Raw genomic sequence first — 15,752 nt, forward strand, 5'->3', positions numbered from 1 at the left:
CCGCTCATCCGAGCGCGTATCGGGTGGGGACGGCGGGGTCGCCATGGGACAGACCGAGGCCCTCCCATGGGAGGCTCACCAGTCCGGCCGCGAGGTGGGTACGCCCGTCGGCCAGGGTCGGCAGGTCGGCGACCGGCTCGCCGCCGCGCACCAACGGAATCTGCAGGGGACGCAGGGTGTGGCCATTGGCACTCGGCGGTTGGCCCGCGGTGGGGTAGACGATCTCCTCGACGATGGTTCCCGACGCGCGAGCGGCCCGTAGCGCGGTCTTGGCGCCGCCGTGGGACTCCTTGTGGCTGGAGCGTTTCGCCACCGGGATGCCGTCGACCTCGACGAGCTTGTAGACCATCCCGGCGGTGGGTGCTCCGCTGCCGGTGACCAGCGAGGTGCCCACCCCGTAGGTGTCGACCGGTTCGGCGCGCAGCGACGCGATCGCGTACTCGTCGAGATCGCCGGAGACCACGATCTTGGTGTTCGGGGCGCCGAGGTCGTCGAGCTGGTCGCGAACCTGGCGGGCGAGGACGCCGAGATCGCCGGAATCGATACGCACCGCACCGAGTTCGGGTCCGGCCACCTCGATGGCGTTGCGCACCCCCTGGGTGATGTCGAAGGTGTCGACGAGCAGGGTGGTACCCACGCCGAGTGCCTCGATCTGCGCGGCGAATGCCGCCTTCTCGTCGGGTCCGTCGGGTCTGGTGAAGCCCAGCGTGAAGGAGTGGGCGGCGGTGCCCGCGCTGGGGACGCCGTAGCTGCGGGCGGCCTCGAGATTCGAGGTGGCCGCCACGCCGGCCAGATAGGCGGCGCGTGCGCTGGCCACCGCGGCGCGTTCGTGGGTGCGCCGCGATCCCATCTCGATGATCGGGCGCGACCCGGCTGCGCTGACCATGCGCGCCGCCGCCGATGCGATCGCACTGTCGTGATTGAGGATCGACAGGATCAGCGTCTCGAGCACCACGGCGTCGGCGAAGCTGCCGCGCACCGTCAGGATCGGCGAGCCGGGGAAGTACAGTTCGCCTTCCCGGTAGCCGTCGATGTCACCGGAGAAGCGATAGTCGCGCAGCCATGCGACGGCCTCGGGATCGAGGAAACGTTGGACCACCGCGATCTCGTCGTCGCCGAAGCGGAAGCCGGCCAATTCCTCCACGACCCGCCCGGTGCCCGCGACCACCCCGTAGCGCCGGCCGTCGGGCAGGCGCCGGGCGAACACTTCGAACACACATTTCCGCTGCGCTACGGGCTGGCGCAGGGCGGCCGCGACCATGGTGAGTTCGTACTGGTCGGTGAGCAGCGCGGTGTTGCGGAAGGTCACGATCCCTTACCCTAGGTTGTATGGCGCCTGACGACATTCGTGCGCACGAGGCTACTCCCGGCGACGGGGGATCCCACACCGGCACGGCGGTGGCCGAACCGTCGGTCGCCGACGGTGCCGTTGGGCTCGACCGCCCGTGGGTGACCATCGTCTGGGACGATCCGGTGAATCTGATGCGTTACGTGACGTTCGTGTTCCAGAAGGTGTTCGGATACTCCGAGTCGAGGGCGAACCAGCTGATGATGCAGGTACACACCGAGGGCAAGGCGGTGGTGTCCTCGGGCGATCGCGACAAGGTGGAAGCCGACGTGGCCAAGCTGCATGCCGCCGGCCTGTGGGCGACGATGCAGCGCGACAGCTGACCGACGGCGCGGAGAGGGTCAGCATGCGCGTCTGGAAACGTAAGGGCCGGGGCCGGTCGGTGCGAATCACCAGCAACCTCGAAGCCCACGAGGCCGAACTGTTGGCCTCGCTGGTGTCGTCGATGTGCGAATTGCTCAACGATCGCGAGAGCAGCGCACCCCGCGACGAACTGGCCGAACTCACCGGAATCCGCACCGGGCACACCAGCGCTCCCACCGACGCCACGCTGGGCCGGTTGCTGCCCGACTTCCACCGGCCCGATCAGGACGCCGAACTGTCCGCCGACGTCGTCAACGGCCGGCTCAACGCGGCGCTGCGCAGCGTCAACGAGCCCAAGATCATCGACGCCAAGCTGGCTGCGGCCACCACGATGCTCGACACGCTGCCCGACGGCGGCGGCGATGTGGTGCTCAGCGAGGACCAGGCGATGGCCTGGCTGACGGCGCTCAATGACGTGCGACTGGCGCTCGGTGCGATGCTGGGGATCTCCGAGGACACCCCCGATCATCTGCCCGCCGACGACCCGCACGCCGGACACCTCGACGTCTACCACTGGCTGACCGTGATGCAGGAGTTGCTGGTCGAGGCCCTGATGTGAGTGAGGTGACGCTGCGCGACCGGATCACCGACGTGGCCGGGATCGGCGTCGGGCACCACCATCGGCTCGACCCGGACGCGTCGATCGGGATCGGTGGGCCCGACGACCCGCCGGGTACCGGTTGGGCCACCGGAACCACCGTGATCACCGTTGACACCCCGGCGGGGGCGTCGGTGCCGCCGACGGTGGCGGTCGACGTGCGCGGCGGCGGGCCGGGCACGCGTGAGACCGACCTGCTCGATCCGAGTAACACGGTGACCACCGCACATGCGATCGTGCTGACCGGCGGCAGCGCGTACGGTCTCGCCGCCGCCGACGGCGTGTTGTCGGCGCTCGAGATCCAGGGCCGGGGGCTGCCGATGGACGCCGTGGGACACGTGGTGCCCATCGTGCCCGCCGCGGTGATCTTCGACCTCCCGGTGGGCGCATGGGATCGCCGCCCCGACGCCGACTTCGGGCGACAAGCCCTCGCCGCCGCGGGCGCGGACGTCGCGCAGGGCAGTGTGGGTGCGGGCACCGGAGCCCGTGCGGGCGGCCTCAAGGGTGGGGTGGGAACCGCGTCGACGCGCATCGAGTCCGGTCCGGGTGCGGGCATCACGGTGGGCGCGGTGATCGTCGCCAACCCGGTCGGATCGGTGATCGATCCGGCCACCGGACTGCCGTGGGGTGCGTCGGGCGCCGACCTCGACCGGTACGGGCTGCGCCGACCCGCCGCCGCCGACGTCGCGCGGATCGCCGAGTTCACCACCACCCACACGGTGCTCAACACCACGATCGGGGTGGTGGCCACCGATGCCACGCTGTCGGCGGCATCGGTGCGCCGGGTGGCGATGTCGGCGCACGACGGACTGGCCCGGGCGATCCACCCGGTGCATTCGCCGCTGGACGGCGACACGATCTTCGCGGTGGCCACCGGAGCCGTCCCGGCCGATTCGACGCCGTTGGTGCCCCCGGGGATGAACCCCGAGGCGGCGGTACTGGTCGACGTGTGCCGGGTGGCCACCGCGGTGACCCAGCGGGCCATCGTCAAGGCGGTCCTCGCGGCGACCCCGGTGGCCGGGGTGCCCACCTACGCCGACATCGTCCCGTCGGCGCGCGGCTGACCGGACCGCGGCCATGGCCGACGAACCGATCTCCGCCGCCGACGCGGCCAACCTCGTCTTCGATTCCGTCAGCCGGGTGAACGCCTTCGTGATTGCGGGAGAACTGGGGCCCGGCGGTTTCGTGTCGTCGGAGGGCGACGTCGACATCGGCGCCGCACGCGAGATGCTTGCTGCTCGTGCGGCGCGTATCACCCGACTGGGTCAGCGACCCGATACCAGCGGCCGCACCTGGTGGTGGCGCGACACCCGCATCGTGCCCGAACACCATGTGCGCGTGGTTGATTCGATGACCCTGAGTGATCTCGCCGTGCAGCGCATGATCACGGCGATGGATCACGCCCATCCGTTGTGGGAAGTGCTGTTCGAGCCCCGGGTGGCCCCGGGTAGAGCGGGGATGCTGGTACGTATCCACCACAGCCTGGCCGACGGGTTGGCGGCGGCGACGCTGATGGCGGGGCTTGCCGACGCGATCCCCCCGACGGACGAGCAGGGCCGGTCGATCGGCTCGACACCCGAGCCGTCCGCCCACCGCGGCCGACCGGGTGCTGTCGGGCAGTGGACGCAGATGTTCCACGGGTCACGGGTCCCGCGGGGTGCGCTTCTCGGCGAGATCCGTGGCCTGCACGCCGTGCGGTTCGGCGACGTCGACCTCGACGCGGTGGCTGCCGGTGCCCGGTCGGTGGGCGCCACCGTGAACGACGCGGTACTCAGCGCCGCCGCGGCCGCCATCGCCGCCGGACTGCGCGCACTCGGCGAGCAGCCGCCCACCGAGGTGCGAGTGTCGGTGCCCATCGCGGTGGACCGGCATCGTGGAGAGGGCAACGCGCTGACGAATGTGCTGGTGTCCGTCCCGCTGCGCGTCGACGACGGTGGCGCGCGACTCGCCACGATCCACTCCCGCGCGGCACCGGCCATCGCGGCAGCACGCCGTGGCGGCGCCCCGCCGGCACCACGCGGGCGTCTGATGATGCGCCTGTTCATGCGGTACGCCGATCACCAGCGGATCATCGGTGCCGTCAGCAGCAGCCTGCGCGGGCCACGGACCGAACTCCGGTTTGGTGGCGCGCCCCTGCTGCGGCTGCACCCGGTGGGCACCCTCGGCGGCAACGTACGCATCAGCGTGGTCGCAGTCTCCTACTCCGGGTGTCTCTCATGGGGTCTGCACACGGCTGCGCCCATCCCCGCCGACACCGTCGCGGCGGCGTTCGCCGCCGAGATGGACTTCGTCGGCGGCCTCGCCCGGCGGTGAAGTGGCGATGGAATGCGATGACGTGCCGATGGAATAAGGTGCACGGCGCGGCTCGTTGAGTCTCGGGAAATGGCAGTTGCGGAAACGGTGGACCGTCCACCGGGGAAGGGCCGGAGGTGCTGCAGATCAGCCAGGAACTGGTGGACGCCATGATTGCGCATGCGCGCGCCGACCACCCCGACGAGGCCTGTGGCGTGATCGCCGGGCCCGAGGGCTCGGATCGTCCGGAACGGTTCATCGCAATGGTCAACGCCGAGAGGTCACCCACCTTCTACCGGTTCGACTCCGCCGAGCAGCTCTCGGTGTGGCGCGAGATGCAACGCAACGACGAGGAACCCGTCGTCATCTACCACTCGCACACCGCCACCGAGGCGTACCCGAGTCGCACCGACATCTCCTACGCCGGTGAACCCGACGCCCACTACGTCCTGGTGTCCACCCGTGACGCCGACAACGCCGAGGTCCGCAGCTATCGCATCGTCGATGGCGAGGTCACCGAAGAACCCATCGAGATCAGGAGTTGACATCCATGCCCGTCACCGTGTCCATCCCCACCATCCTGCGTACCCACACCGGAGGTGAGAAGCGGGTGGATGCCACCGGCACCACACTCGCCGAGATCATCGACAACCTCGACGCGTCGAATCCGGGAATCAAGGAGCGGCTGGTGGCCCAGGATCGCAGCGGCGCGGTGAAACTGCACCGCTTCGTCAACATCTACGTCAACGACGAGGACGTCAGGTTCTCCGGCGGTCTCGACACCGCCGTTGCCGACGGCGACGACGTGACCATCCTGCCCGCCGTGGCCGGCGGCCAGTAGACCGGTGGCGCGGTACAACTCACTCATCGAGTCGGTGGGGCACACCCCGCTGATCGGCCTGCAGCGACTCTCGCCACGGTGGGACGACACCGACCCCGGAGAACCCGGCGGCGGCGGCCCGCATGTGCGGCTGTGGGCAAAGCTGGAGGACCGCAACCCCACCGGATCGATCAAGGACCGTCCTGCGCTGCGAATGATCGAGCAGGCCGAGGCCGACGGGCTGCTGCGGCCGGGCTCGATCATCCTCGAACCCACCAGCGGAAACACCGGGATATCGCTGGCCATGGCGGCGAAACTCAAGGGCTATCAACTCATCTGCGTGATGCCCGAGAACACCTCCGAGGAGCGTCGGCAACTGCTGACGATGTTCGGCGCGCAGGTGATCTCGTCGCCCGCTGCGGGTGGCTCCAACACCGCTGTGCGGGTGGCCAAGGAACTCGCCGCCGAGCATCCCGACTGGGTGATGCTCTATCAGTACGGCAATCGCGCCAACATGTTGGCCCACTACGAGGGCACCGGTCCGGAGCTCTACGTCGACCTCCCCGAGATCACCCACTTCGTCGCGGGGCTCGGCACCACCGGCACGCTCATGGGGGTGGGGCGCTACCTGCGTGAGCAGAACCCGGACGTCGAGATCGTCGCGGCCGAACCGCGCTACGGCGATGAGGTGTACGGCCTGCGCAACATCGACGAGGGCTTCGTCCCGGAGCTCTACGACGACGCGGTGCTCACCCGGCGCTACTCGGTGCAGGGTGTCGATGCCGTGGCCCGGGTCCGTGAACTGATCGACACCGAGGGCATCTTCGCGGGCATCTCCACCGGCGCCATCCTGCAGGCGGCGCGCGGCCTGGGCCGTACGGCGATGAAGGAGGGTCGGCGCGCCGATATCGGACTGGTGATCCCCGACGCGGGCTGGAAGTATCTGTCGACCGGCGCCTACACCGGTAGCCTGGACGATGCCGAGGAGGCACTCGACGGGCAACTCTGGGCCTGACCGGGTCCCGTGACATCCGCCCGTCGACAGCACCCCATCCCGCCCCGACAGGAACCCCGATGACCCCGAACCGCACCACATCCACCGCCGGCGGCCCCCGCCCGCTGTGGCAGCGGTCGGTGATCGTCATGGCAGCGATCGTCGCGTTGCTGGTGGTGATCGAGGCCATCGATGCGGCCACCCACTACGACCTCGACCAGGCGGGCATCGAACCACGACAGGTCGACGGCCTCGACGGCATCCTGTGGGCGCCGTTTCTGCACGCGAACTTCGAGCACCTGTTCGCCAACCTCATACCCGGTGTGGTGCTCGGTTTCCTGCTTCTGATGACCCGCCGCTTCCTGATCGTCACCGCCATCGTCTGGGTGGTGTCGGGTGTGGGGGTGTGGCTGTTCGCCCCGCCGTATACCGTCACCGTCGGCGCATCCGGGATCATCTTCGGCTGGCTGACGTTCCTGCTGGTGCGCGGCCTGTTCAACCGCGATTTCTGGCAGGTGGCACTCGGCGTGCTGCTCTTCGTCGTGTACGGATCGGTGCTTTGGGGACTGTTTCCCGGCGAGGTCGGGGTGTCGTGGCAGGGCCACCTGTTCGGCGCTGTCGGCGGTGTGCTGGCCGCCTGGTTTCTCGCCGATCGTGATCGCCGCACGTCACGGTCCTCCTCTGCCGCGGGACCGGGGGTGCGGTCATAGACGCCCACACCCGTCCCGACGCGCCCATCGGTATCTTCGATTCCGGCGTCGGCGGTCTCACCGTTGCGCGCGCCGTCATCGACCTGCTGCCCGACGAGGACATCATCTACATCGGCGATACCGCCAACGGGCCCTACGGCCCGTTGACCATCCCCGAGATCCGCCGTCACGCGCTGGCCATCGGCGACGACCTCGCCGGCCGCGGGGTCAAGGCCATCGTCATCGCGTGCAACACCGCCTCGTCGGCGTGCCTGCGCGACGCACGCGAGCGTTACGCCCCGATCCCGGTGATCGAGGTGATCCTGCCCGCGGTGCGGCGTGCGGTGGTGGCCACCAAGACCGGCCGTATCGGGGTCATCGGGACCTCGGCCACGATCGCGTCACGCGCCTACCAGGATTCGTTCGCCGCGGCTCGCGACGTGGAGATCACCGCCGTGGCGTGTCCCCGCTTCGTCGACTTCGTCGAACGCGGCATCACCAGCGGCAGGCAGATCCTGGGGCTGGCCCAGGGCTATCTGGAACCGCTGCAGGAAGCGAATGTGGACACCCTCGTGCTCGGGTGCACGCACTATCCGTTGCTGTCGGGAGTCATCCAGCTCGCGATGGGCGACGAGGTGACGCTGGTGTCGAGCGCCGAGGAGACGGCCAAGGATCTGTTCCGCGTGCTCACCGAATCGGACATGCTGCATCCGCACACCGACCGCGAGGCCGACCGGGTATTCGAAGCGACCGGCGATCCCGAGTTCTTCGCGCGCTTGTCGAGTCGTTTCCTGGGGCCGGTGGTGCGACCTGTCGCGCACGTGCGCGTCGACCACGCATAGAAACGCGATCGGACAGAAACGTGATCGGACGGGCACGCAATCGGTCTGTACGGCACTTGTGACCGGTACGTGGTCTCCGGCCACCGGCGGCGTGGCATGGTAGGGCGTATGCGTCTGACGGTCCTGGGGTGTTCGGGCAGTGTCGGCGGCCCGGGGGCGGCGTGTTCGGGATATCTCTTCACCGTTCCGGGCGAACAGCCGGTGCTGGTGGATTGTGGGCCCGGTGTGTTCGGCGAACTGCAGCGTTTCGCCGACCCCAACTCCGTCGCCGTCGTACTCAGTCATCTGCACGCCGATCACTGCCTCGATCTGCCCGCCATGCTGGTGTGGCGTCGTTACGCCCCGGTCCCCGCGGTCGGCAAGGCGCCGCTGTACGGCCCGCCCGGAACCGCACTGCGCATCGGCGCGGGTTCGAGCGAATTCGCCGGACAGATCGACGATGTCGGCGACACGTTCGATCCGCACGAGTGGAGCGACGGTATCGAGATCACGCTCGGCGGCATGACCATCCATCCGGTACGGGTGGATCATCCGCCGGCCACTTTCGGGCTCCGGATCACCGGACCGCAGGGCCAGGTCGTCGCGTTCAGCGGCGACAGCGGCCCGTGCGACGAGCTGGTGGATCTGGCCGCCGACGCCGACATCTTCCTGTGCGAGGCGTCATGGACGCACGCGCCTTCGGAACGGCCGCCCCACCTGCACATGTCGGGGATCGAGGCGGGGGAGATGGCCACCAAGGCGAACGCCAAGTCACTGGCCATCACCCATGTCGCGCCGTGGTCGGATGCCCAGGCGATCCTCGCCGAGGCCCGCAGTACGTTCAGCGGTCCGGTCGATCTGGTGCATCAGGGGCAGGTGTTCGACCTGCTCGGTTGATCTCTACAGTGAGATCGTGACCACACGAGCTGACGGCAGGGCCGACGACGAACTTCGTCCGATCACCATCACCCGGGGATTCACCTCGAATCCGGCGGGTTCGGTGCTCATCGAGTTCGGTCAGACCCGCGTGATGTGCACCGCGAGCGTCACCGACGGCGTGCCGCCGTGGCGTCGCGGGTCCGGACTGGGCTGGCTCACCGCCGAGTACGCGATGCTGCCGGCCGCCACCCACGAACGCTCGCGACGCGAGTCGGTGAAGGGAAAGATCGGTGGCCGCACCCACGAGATCAGCCGCCTGATCGGCCGTTCGCTGCGGGCATGCATCGACCTCGCCGCCCTCGGCGAGAACACCATCGCACTCGACTGCGACGTGCTGCAGGCCGACGGCGGTACCCGTACCGCAGCGATCACCGGCGCGTATGTGGCGCTCGCCGACGCGGTCACGTGGCTCAAGGCGGCGGGCAAGCTTTCGGATCCGCAACCGCTGTCGTGCATGATCGCCGCGGTCAGCGTCGGTGTGGTGGATGGTCGGGTGCGTCTCGACCTGCCCTACGAGGAGGATTCGCGGGCCGAGGTCGACATGAATGTGGTGGCCACCGACGCGGGCACCCTCGTGGAGGTGCAGGGCACCGGTGAGGGTGCCACCTTCCCGCGCGGCACCCTCGACAAGCTTCTCGACATCGCCGAGGTCGGCACGGATAAATTGTTCGTCGCCCAGCGGGAGGCGCTCGCCGCTCCGTACCCGGGTGAGCTGCCGCAGCCGGTCTGAGCCGCGACCGATGTCGAGGATTCTGCTGGCGAGCCGAAACCGCAAGAAGCTCGCCGAACTGCAACGGGTGGTCGACGCCGCCGGCATCACCGGACTCGACGTGGTGGGACTCGACGCGGTGCCGGAGTACCCGGAGGAACCCGAGACCGGCGCGACGTTCGCCGACAATGCGCTCATCAAGGCCCGCTCCGGTGCGCGTGCGACCGGATTGCCTTGTCTGGCAGATGATTCCGGTATCGCGGTGGATGCTCTGAACGGGATGCCGGGTGTGCTCTCGGCGCGGTGGAGCGGTAGTCATGGCGACGACGCGGCCAACAACGCCCTGCTGCTCGACCAGATCTCCGATGTCCCCGACGAACGCCGGGGCGCGGCGTTCGTGTCGGTGTGCGCTCTGGTGCTGCCGTCCGGGGAGGAGACGGTGGTGCGCGGTGAATGGCGCGGAGTGATTCTTCGGGAACCGCACGGCGAGAACGGTTTCGGCTACGACCCGCTGTTCCGCCCGGACGACCCCGCCGCGGCCGGGAGGTCGGCGGCGGAGCTGTCGGCGGCGGAGAAGGATGCGCTGAGCCATCGCGGCAAGGCCCTGGCGCAGCTGGTGCCGGCGCTGCGCGCCCTCGCCGCCCGCTGACCCGCTCCCGTCGAGCGTGCCCACATCCGCGTCGAGCGTGCCCGGTTCCGCGTCGAGCGTGCCCAGATCCCCGTCGAGCGTGTCCAATTCGGCGTCGCGCGTGCCCAGATCCCCGTCGAGCGTGTCCAGATCCCCGTCGAGCGTGTCCAGATCCCCGTCGAGCGTGTCCACTTCGGCGTCGAGCGTGCCCGGTTCCGCGTCGAGCGTGCCCACCCGCCCGTCGAGCGTGCCCGGTTCGGCGTCGAGCGTGCCCGGTTCGGCGTCGAGCTTGCCTGCTCCTACTGCTCGGTGGCCCTTGTCTTCATTGATCACGTCGTGTTTTCCGCTGATCGAGCGCACCCCTCCCGCTGATCGAGCTTGTCGAGATCACCCGCCGTCGAGGGGTTTCGACAAGCTCAACCCGCGGAGGTCGCCTCACCCGGCGAGGGGACGCGCAACCGGCGGGGGGACGCTCACCCGGCGAGGGGACGCTCACCCGGCGGGGGGACGCTCACCCGGCGAGGGGACGCTCAACCGGCGAGGGGACGCTCAACCGGCGAGGGGACGCTCACCCGGCGGGGGGACGCTCAACCGGCGAGGGGACCCTCACCCGGCGGGGGGACGCTCAACCGGCGAGGGGACCCTCAACCGGCGAGGGGCCGCTCAACCGGCGAGGGGACGCTCAACTGTGGCTCACCCCCCGGCGAGGACACCACCGTGCACCGCCAGCATCCGCGACACCGAGTCGGGCCAGCGGAACTGCGACGCTCGTCGCCGCGCCGCCTGCTCGCGTTCGTGCCGGGGCATCGCCATCACCTGTTCGATCGCGGCGGCGAACCCGGCTCCGGAGTTGGCGGCGAGGGCGCCGCAGGAGTCGTCGACCATGCCGGCCACCGCTGACGAGCGCGATCCGACGACGGGCGTTCCCGACGCCAGCGACTCCAGCGCCGACAAGCAGAAGGTCTCGTGCGGTCCGGGCGCGAGGGAGATGTCGGTGCTGGCCAGTAGCGACGCCACCTGCGTGCGGTCGGCGAGGTGTCCGAGAAAGGTAATCGGCAACCCCCTCGCGGCATGCTGCAAAGCCGGGCGCATGGGGCCGTCGCCGGCGACCACCAGGTGGATCGGCACACCCGCGCGGTGCAGCCGCGCCGCCGCCGCGATGCTGCGGTCGGCACGCTTCTCCACCGACAGCCGCCCACAGTGCCCGAGCAGCGTGGCGCCGTCGTCGGTCCAGCGGGTCGCCAGTTCCGGGTCCAGGTGGCGGGGATCGAACTGCTCGAGGTCGACGCCGAGCGGGGCGCGGACAAGATTGTCGGCGCCGATACGTTCGAACTCGGCCGCGGCGAAACCGGTGGTGCAGACGACGGCATCGAAGGCCCGTGCGGTGGCGGCATTCGCACGGTCGGCCGCGGCGCGTGCCATCGGGCGAGGTAACACAAGACCGAGTAGTCGATCGAGCCGCTCATGCGAGACCATCGTGGCGTGGACATCGCGTCGGCGTGCCCAGGCTCCGAATCCGCGCAGGGTCAACCTGTCGGACACCTCGATGGCGTCGGGACGCAGATGTCCCAGCACATCGGCGACGCGGCGCGGCGAGGCCAGCCGGTACCCGCCCGAGAACGGCAAACGCCGGGCAGGCACACAGATCTTGAGGACACCCGACGGCGTGAGTTGTTCGGACGGTTCGCCTCCCGGCACCACCAGCACCGCCTCGTGGCCTGCGGCCACGTAACCCGCGCCCCAGCGGTCGACGGCTGTGCGTAATCCACCGGAGCGCTCACCGTAGAAGTTCGCCAGTTGGACGATGCGCACACCTGTCAGTGAGCCGGGCGACGGTGAACGCGGTGCTGCGGGACCCTTAGTGGAGGTTGAACTGCGTCTTTACTTCCTTGGTCCGGATGTGTTCGAACCAGAACGACAGGAACGGGATGGTGCCGGCGATCGCGGTGACGATGATCTTCGGCACCGACCACCGCACCTTGATGCCGAGGTCGATCGCGCAGATCAGGTAGATGAAGTAGATCCAGCCGTGCACCGGCGGAACGAAGTCGAGCACACGGATGTCGAATCCGTACCGCAGGATCAATTCGGCCACCAGCAGCAGCAGCCAGACGCCGGTGATCCACGCCATGACCCGATAACGCAGTAGCGCGCTGCGGACCTTGGCGACGGGCGTGGTTGTCTGCGTGGTGTCGGTCACCTGTGTTGTTCCTCCGTGTGTTTCTGAGTGGGGGTGCCGGCGGTGTGGTCGCGAGGACGGTCCGCGTCACCGAGTGCCGCCAGATAAGTGTTGTACTCGCGCAGTGTCTCGTCGTCGTCGGGCGCGGACCGGGTGGCAAAAGACGAGGCGCTCGGGGTGTTGGCGCGGTCGGGGAGGATGCCGTCGGGAATTTCGGTCATACCTTTGGGCTTGAGCTTTTCGACCTCGTCGGGGTTGGACTCGAGCACCACGAAGCGACGATAGGCCCAGATGCAGGCCGCGGCGAACGCCGGCCACTGCAGGGCGTAGCCCAGGTTCTGGCCGGTGCCGCTCGACGATTCGAAACGATTCCACTGCCACCACGCCATCAACAGGCACACCACGGCCGCCACCACCGACAGCACCAGCAGTGCCGGCCGGTGTCTGCGGGTGCGACGCGGTGTCGTAGACATGTCTTCGACGGTACCTGGCCAGCGGCTATCGCCGTGCGGCCGGTACGCTTGACCGCGCACGCGCGAGTGGCGGAATTGGCAGACGCGCTGGATTTAGGTTCCAGTGTCTTACGACGTGGGGGTTCAAGTCCCCCCTCGCGCACCAAACCCCCTCGCGCACGAAAGCTGGGTGGCGCTGGAGAAGTAGGGTGCTGCAGCACCCAGATTCTCCAACGGCACCCAGAATCGCGCGAGATGAGAAGTGTCGCACACGTGTGCGAACATGGTCCGGTGAGTGTGCACCATGTAAGTGGCCGGAAGGCTGATGGACTGGCTGATGGCCTGACCGCCGACGACCTCGCGACCCTCGTTGCCGGGCTGGCCGCAGGTAAACGGGTCACCGTCTACCTCCGTGAACCGATGCCGTCCCTGGGGCTCGACGCCGGAACGTCGGCCCGTGTCATCGGCATCGACGGGTCGACGGTCACGCTGAGGCCGAAGGGCGTCGACGACGAGTTGCCGTTCGAGGCCGAGGAACTACGCATGACTCGCGCGGCGACGGCGAGCAGCACCACCAAGACGCGTCGTCGGCCGACTCGGACGGCAGTCGACGCGCCGGACCCCAGTGGGTTGAAACCCACGGCGAGTGCGAAACCCACGGCGAGTTCGAAATCCACTGCGAGTTCGAAACCCACTGCGAGTTCACAACCCGCGGCGAACTCGAAAAGCGCGCCGCCGCGGCCTGCTTCACGTCGTGACAAGCAGTCGGCGCCGGCTGTGACCGTCGCGATCACATCCTCGGACATGGGTGCCTGGTCGGTGTCGGTGTCGCGGGGTTCGAAGAAGCAGGGAAAGCCGGTAGAGGTCTCCGCCGCCCGAGTCGCACGCGCGATGCGGGAACTCGGCGACGACGCCGCGATCTCGGCCGTCGACGGTGTCATAACCTCGGCGCGCGCGAGCGCAGAACGTCGCGTCGCCGAACTCCGTGATGAACTCGAGCACGCGCGGGCCGCCCTGGCCGACCTCGACGGCGAGTAGCGTGTGCGTCCTCGCGATCCGACGCCCCAGAACGTCAACTGTGGTTGACGTTCAGGGTGATTCCGCGGCACGATGGACACCGTGAACACCGCCGTCGACGGGGCGAACGACCCCGACAACCCGATCGAACAGCTCGCCCGGATCGCTGCCACCCGCAACGAACTCGTCCGTGAGGAAGCGATCGCGGTGCGCAGGGCACGCAACGCCGGTCTGTCGTGGGCCGAGATCGGCACTCTGCTGGGTGTGTCCAAGCAGGCAATGCACAAGAAGTATCGGAAGATCGGATGAGCGACGGCACCTCACTGCGTCTCCCGCTGACCGACTTGCACGTGGTCGATCTCATCGGCGCGGATCTGCGCGCCGCGCACTACGATTCGGACGGCGTCGCCGCCCTGCTCGGCGAGCATGCGAATTCGGCTCTCGGTCGCGGCATCTGGTGGCCGGCGCTGCGTGCCACCCGACATGCGCCCTCCGAAGATCGCGCGCTGGCGACCCTGATCAGGCTTTTCCTGCTCGGTTCCACCGAGAACCGCGACGCGGTGGCCGACGCGTTCCCGGCCACCGGGGCGCGCACGCTGATCGACAACGGCGTCGTCGAGGAGATCGCCGTCGGCGAGGTCCGCGCCGTCCTCGACATACGGCCCCACGCCGACGATGTCCGCGACTACCTCGTCGTCTCCGACCAGGATGCCGCGATGCGCAGCGGACCGGTTCGCCCCGACCATGTGCTCGGGATCGGCGGCGCGTCGATCTCGTTGGCGCGCGCCATCATTCGTGACGCGGTCGAGTCGGCGTTGGACATCGGCACCGGATGTGGCATCCAGTCGCTGCACCTCGGCACGCATGCGGAGCGCATCGTGGCCACCGACACCAACCCGCGCGCCCTGGCGCTGGCGGCGGCCACCGCCCGACTCAACGGCATGAGCTGGGATCTGCGCGCGGGTAGCCTCTTCGCACCCGTCGGCGACGAGCGTTTCGATCTCGTCGTCTCCAATCCGCCGTTCGTCGTCGGCGCCGGAAGCCAGGACTACGAGTACCGCGATTCGGGCATGGCCGGTGATGCGTTGTGCGCCCAGCTCATCCGGGAATTACCCGACCACCTGCGGCCGGGTGGCACCGCGCAACTACTCGCCAACTGGATCGTGCACGACGGCGCCGACTGGCGTGACCGCGTGGGCGGCTGGGTCGCCGACACCGGCCTCGACGCATGGGTGGTGCAACGTGAACTCGCCGATCCGGTCGACTACATCTCGCTGTGGCTGTCCGACGCGGGCGAGGACCCCGACCAGGTGGCTGCCCGCGGCGCCGACTGGCTGGACTGGTTCGCCGCCGAGAACATCACCGGAATCGGCATGGGCGTCATCACCCTTCGCGATCGACGCGGCACTCGCAGCGCGCCCGACGTGGTGTGCGAGGAGATCACCGGCGCCGGCGAGGAGATGACCGGTCCGGAGGCCAAGGCATTCCTCGACCGCCGCACCTACCTTCGCGCTGTCAGCGACGCCGAACTGCTCGACGCCCGGCTGAGGACGGCGCCGGTGTTCCTCGAGTCGCAGTCGTTGCCGGGCGACGACGGCTGGCAGGAGATCGGGGCCTCGGTGCGGCGCCCGGGCGGCCCGGGAGCCGTACTCGGCGTCGACGAGGTGTCGCGCGCACTGCTCGCGGGCTGTCGCGGCGAGGTGCCGCTGTTGATGCTGATAGAACTCCTCGCCGGAGTGCATGACGTCGATGCCACCGCACTTTCCGACGCCGCACTGCCGGTGATCCGCGAAGCCATCGGTCGGGGCATTCTCTACGAAGTGCGGTGAGGGCACACCATCGGTACCACCGATGTCGGCACCAAGAGTTCACTGTGGCGTCGACGCCTCGTCGATCGGGCATG

At 69.0% G+C, this 15,752-nt stretch carries 19 protein-coding genes and 1 tRNA gene; 16 read left to right on the forward strand and 4 right to left on the reverse strand.

Translation table 11 applies throughout. From position 1 onward, the window contains the following. Positions 1–4: 4 nt before the first annotated feature. Positions 5–1,309, reverse strand: a complete 1,305-nt coding sequence (locus ACWDTD_RS19275) for a nicotinate phosphoribosyltransferase (RefSeq protein ID WP_449748748.1) — start codon at positions 1,307–1,309, stop codon at positions 5–7. A gap of 20 nt (positions 1,310–1,329) precedes the next feature. Between ACWDTD_RS19275 and clpS the strand changes: the two genes are divergently transcribed. The 12 genes from clpS to rdgB all read left to right on the forward strand — a co-directional run bounded on the left by clpS (position 1,330) and on the right by rdgB (position 10,222). Then, positions 1,330–1,671, forward strand: a complete 342-nt coding sequence (gene clpS, locus ACWDTD_RS19280; protein WP_449748749.1) for an ATP-dependent Clp protease adapter ClpS — start codon at positions 1,330–1,332, stop codon at positions 1,669–1,671. A 23-nt stretch (positions 1,672–1,694) separates the two neighbouring features. Beyond that, positions 1,695–2,270, forward strand: a complete 576-nt coding sequence (gene aosR, locus ACWDTD_RS19285; RefSeq protein WP_449748750.1) for an oxidative stress transcriptional regulator AosR — start codon at positions 1,695–1,697, stop codon at positions 2,268–2,270. Then, positions 2,267–3,373, forward strand: coding sequence for a P1 family peptidase (locus ACWDTD_RS19290; protein WP_449748751.1), 1,107 nt, complete (start codon positions 2,267–2,269; stop codon positions 3,371–3,373). The genes aosR and ACWDTD_RS19290 overlap by 4 nt, the downstream gene beginning before the upstream one ends. A 13-nt stretch (positions 3,374–3,386) precedes the next feature. Further along, positions 3,387–4,622 carry a wax ester/triacylglycerol synthase domain-containing protein gene (locus tag ACWDTD_RS19295; protein ID WP_449748752.1) on the forward strand — a complete coding sequence of 412 codons (1,236 nt, stop codon included), beginning with the start codon at positions 3,387–3,389 and terminating at the stop codon, positions 4,620–4,622. A 116-nt stretch (positions 4,623–4,738) separates the two neighbouring features. Further along, on the forward strand, positions 4,739–5,146 hold the full coding sequence (locus ACWDTD_RS19300; RefSeq protein WP_449748753.1) for a Mov34/MPN/PAD-1 family protein: 408 nt from the start codon (positions 4,739–4,741) through the stop codon (positions 5,144–5,146). A gap of 5 nt (positions 5,147–5,151) precedes the next feature. Continuing rightward, entirely contained in the window at positions 5,152–5,442 is a 291-nt protein-coding gene (locus tag ACWDTD_RS19305) for a MoaD/ThiS family protein (protein ID WP_449748754.1), read from the forward strand. A 4-nt stretch (positions 5,443–5,446) separates the two neighbouring features. Beyond that, a complete protein-coding gene (locus ACWDTD_RS19310) occupies positions 5,447–6,436 on the forward strand; it encodes a PLP-dependent cysteine synthase family protein (RefSeq protein ID WP_449748755.1) in 990 nt (329 codons plus the stop codon). A gap of 59 nt (positions 6,437–6,495) precedes the next feature. Continuing rightward, on the forward strand, positions 6,496–7,125 hold the full coding sequence (locus tag ACWDTD_RS19315) for a rhomboid family intramembrane serine protease (RefSeq protein WP_449748756.1): 630 nt from the start codon (positions 6,496–6,498) through the stop codon (positions 7,123–7,125). Beyond that, positions 7,122–7,946, forward strand: a complete 825-nt coding sequence (gene murI, locus ACWDTD_RS19320) for a glutamate racemase (protein WP_449748782.1) — start codon at positions 7,122–7,124, stop codon at positions 7,944–7,946. The genes ACWDTD_RS19315 and murI overlap by 4 nt, the downstream gene beginning before the upstream one ends. Before the next feature lie 108 nt (positions 7,947–8,054). After that, the gene (locus ACWDTD_RS19325) at positions 8,055–8,822 is read left to right on the forward strand and encodes a cyclic nucleotide-degrading phosphodiesterase (RefSeq protein ID WP_449748757.1); all 768 of its coding nucleotides are present in this window, start codon (positions 8,055–8,057) and stop codon (positions 8,820–8,822) included. Between the two features lie 16 nt (positions 8,823–8,838). After that, on the forward strand, positions 8,839–9,594 hold the full coding sequence (rph, locus tag ACWDTD_RS19330) for a ribonuclease PH (protein ID WP_449748758.1): 756 nt from the start codon (positions 8,839–8,841) through the stop codon (positions 9,592–9,594). Positions 9,595–9,604: 10 nt separating this feature from the next. Next, positions 9,605–10,222 carry an RdgB/HAM1 family non-canonical purine NTP pyrophosphatase gene (rdgB, locus tag ACWDTD_RS19335; RefSeq protein ID WP_449748759.1) on the forward strand — a complete coding sequence of 206 codons (618 nt, stop codon included), beginning with the start codon at positions 9,605–9,607 and terminating at the stop codon, positions 10,220–10,222. 672 nt (positions 10,223–10,894) lie between these two features. Here rdgB and ACWDTD_RS19340 read toward each other — a convergent pair. Genes ACWDTD_RS19340 through ACWDTD_RS19350 form a run of 3 tightly spaced genes read right to left on the reverse strand, consistent with a single transcriptional unit; the run spans position 10,895 to position 12,853 of the window. Beyond that, the gene (locus ACWDTD_RS19340) at positions 10,895–12,013 is read right to left on the reverse strand and encodes a glycosyltransferase (protein WP_449748760.1); all 1,119 of its coding nucleotides are present in this window, start codon (positions 12,011–12,013) and stop codon (positions 10,895–10,897) included. Between the two features lie 46 nt (positions 12,014–12,059). Further along, entirely contained in the window at positions 12,060–12,401 is a 342-nt protein-coding gene (locus ACWDTD_RS19345) for a DUF3817 domain-containing protein (protein WP_449748761.1), read from the reverse strand. After that, positions 12,398–12,853 carry a transcriptional regulator gene (locus ACWDTD_RS19350; RefSeq protein ID WP_449748762.1) on the reverse strand — a complete coding sequence of 152 codons (456 nt, stop codon included), beginning with the start codon at positions 12,851–12,853 and terminating at the stop codon, positions 12,398–12,400. Before ACWDTD_RS19350 ends, ACWDTD_RS19345 begins: the two co-directional genes overlap by 4 nt. A 60-nt stretch (positions 12,854–12,913) precedes the next feature. Between ACWDTD_RS19350 and ACWDTD_RS19355 the strand changes: the two genes are divergently transcribed. The 4 genes from ACWDTD_RS19355 to ACWDTD_RS19370 all read left to right on the forward strand — a co-directional run bounded on the left by ACWDTD_RS19355 (position 12,914) and on the right by ACWDTD_RS19370 (position 15,678). Further along, positions 12,914–12,998, forward strand: a tRNA-Leu gene (locus ACWDTD_RS19355). A gap of 377 nt (positions 12,999–13,375) precedes the next feature. After that, positions 13,376–13,870: a DUF6319 family protein gene (locus ACWDTD_RS19360; RefSeq protein ID WP_449748783.1), complete on the forward strand. Its 495-nt coding sequence runs from the start codon at positions 13,376–13,378 to the stop codon at positions 13,868–13,870. A gap of 72 nt (positions 13,871–13,942) precedes the next feature. Beyond that, entirely contained in the window at positions 13,943–14,158 is a 216-nt protein-coding gene (locus ACWDTD_RS19365; RefSeq protein WP_449748763.1) for a hypothetical protein, read from the forward strand. Next, positions 14,155–15,678: a DUF7782 domain-containing protein gene (locus ACWDTD_RS19370; RefSeq protein WP_449748764.1), complete on the forward strand. Its 1,524-nt coding sequence runs from the start codon at positions 14,155–14,157 to the stop codon at positions 15,676–15,678. Before ACWDTD_RS19365 ends, ACWDTD_RS19370 begins: the two co-directional genes overlap by 4 nt. Positions 15,679–15,752 lie beyond the last annotated feature (74 nt).

It is taken from the genome of Gordonia sp. NPDC003425, assembly GCF_053588635.1.

Coding starts and splice junctions, on each gene's coding strand:
- ACWDTD_RS19350 (WP_449748762.1), bottom strand. CDS start 12,853: ATGTCTACGACACCGCGTCGCACCCGCAGACACCGGCCGGCACTGCTG.
- ACWDTD_RS19325 (WP_449748757.1), top strand. CDS start 8,055: ATGCGTCTGACGGTCCTGGGGTGTTCGGGCAGTGTCGGCGGCCCGGGG.
- ACWDTD_RS19315 (WP_449748756.1), top strand. CDS start 6,496: ATGACCCCGAACCGCACCACATCCACCGCCGGCGGCCCCCGCCCGCTG.
- ACWDTD_RS19360 (WP_449748783.1), top strand. CDS start 13,376: ATGACTCGCGCGGCGACGGCGAGCAGCACCACCAAGACGCGTCGTCGG.
- ACWDTD_RS19365 (WP_449748763.1), top strand. CDS start 13,943: ATGGACACCGTGAACACCGCCGTCGACGGGGCGAACGACCCCGACAAC.
- ACWDTD_RS19295 (WP_449748752.1), top strand. CDS start 3,387: ATGGCCGACGAACCGATCTCCGCCGCCGACGCGGCCAACCTCGTCTTC.
- ACWDTD_RS19370 (WP_449748764.1), top strand. CDS start 14,155: ATGAGCGACGGCACCTCACTGCGTCTCCCGCTGACCGACTTGCACGTG.
- ACWDTD_RS19305 (WP_449748754.1), top strand. CDS start 5,152: ATGCCCGTCACCGTGTCCATCCCCACCATCCTGCGTACCCACACCGGA.
- rdgB (WP_449748759.1), top strand. CDS start 9,605: ATGTCGAGGATTCTGCTGGCGAGCCGAAACCGCAAGAAGCTCGCCGAA.
- clpS (WP_449748749.1), top strand. CDS start 1,330: ATGGCGCCTGACGACATTCGTGCGCACGAGGCTACTCCCGGCGACGGG.
- aosR (WP_449748750.1), top strand. CDS start 1,695: ATGCGCGTCTGGAAACGTAAGGGCCGGGGCCGGTCGGTGCGAATCACC.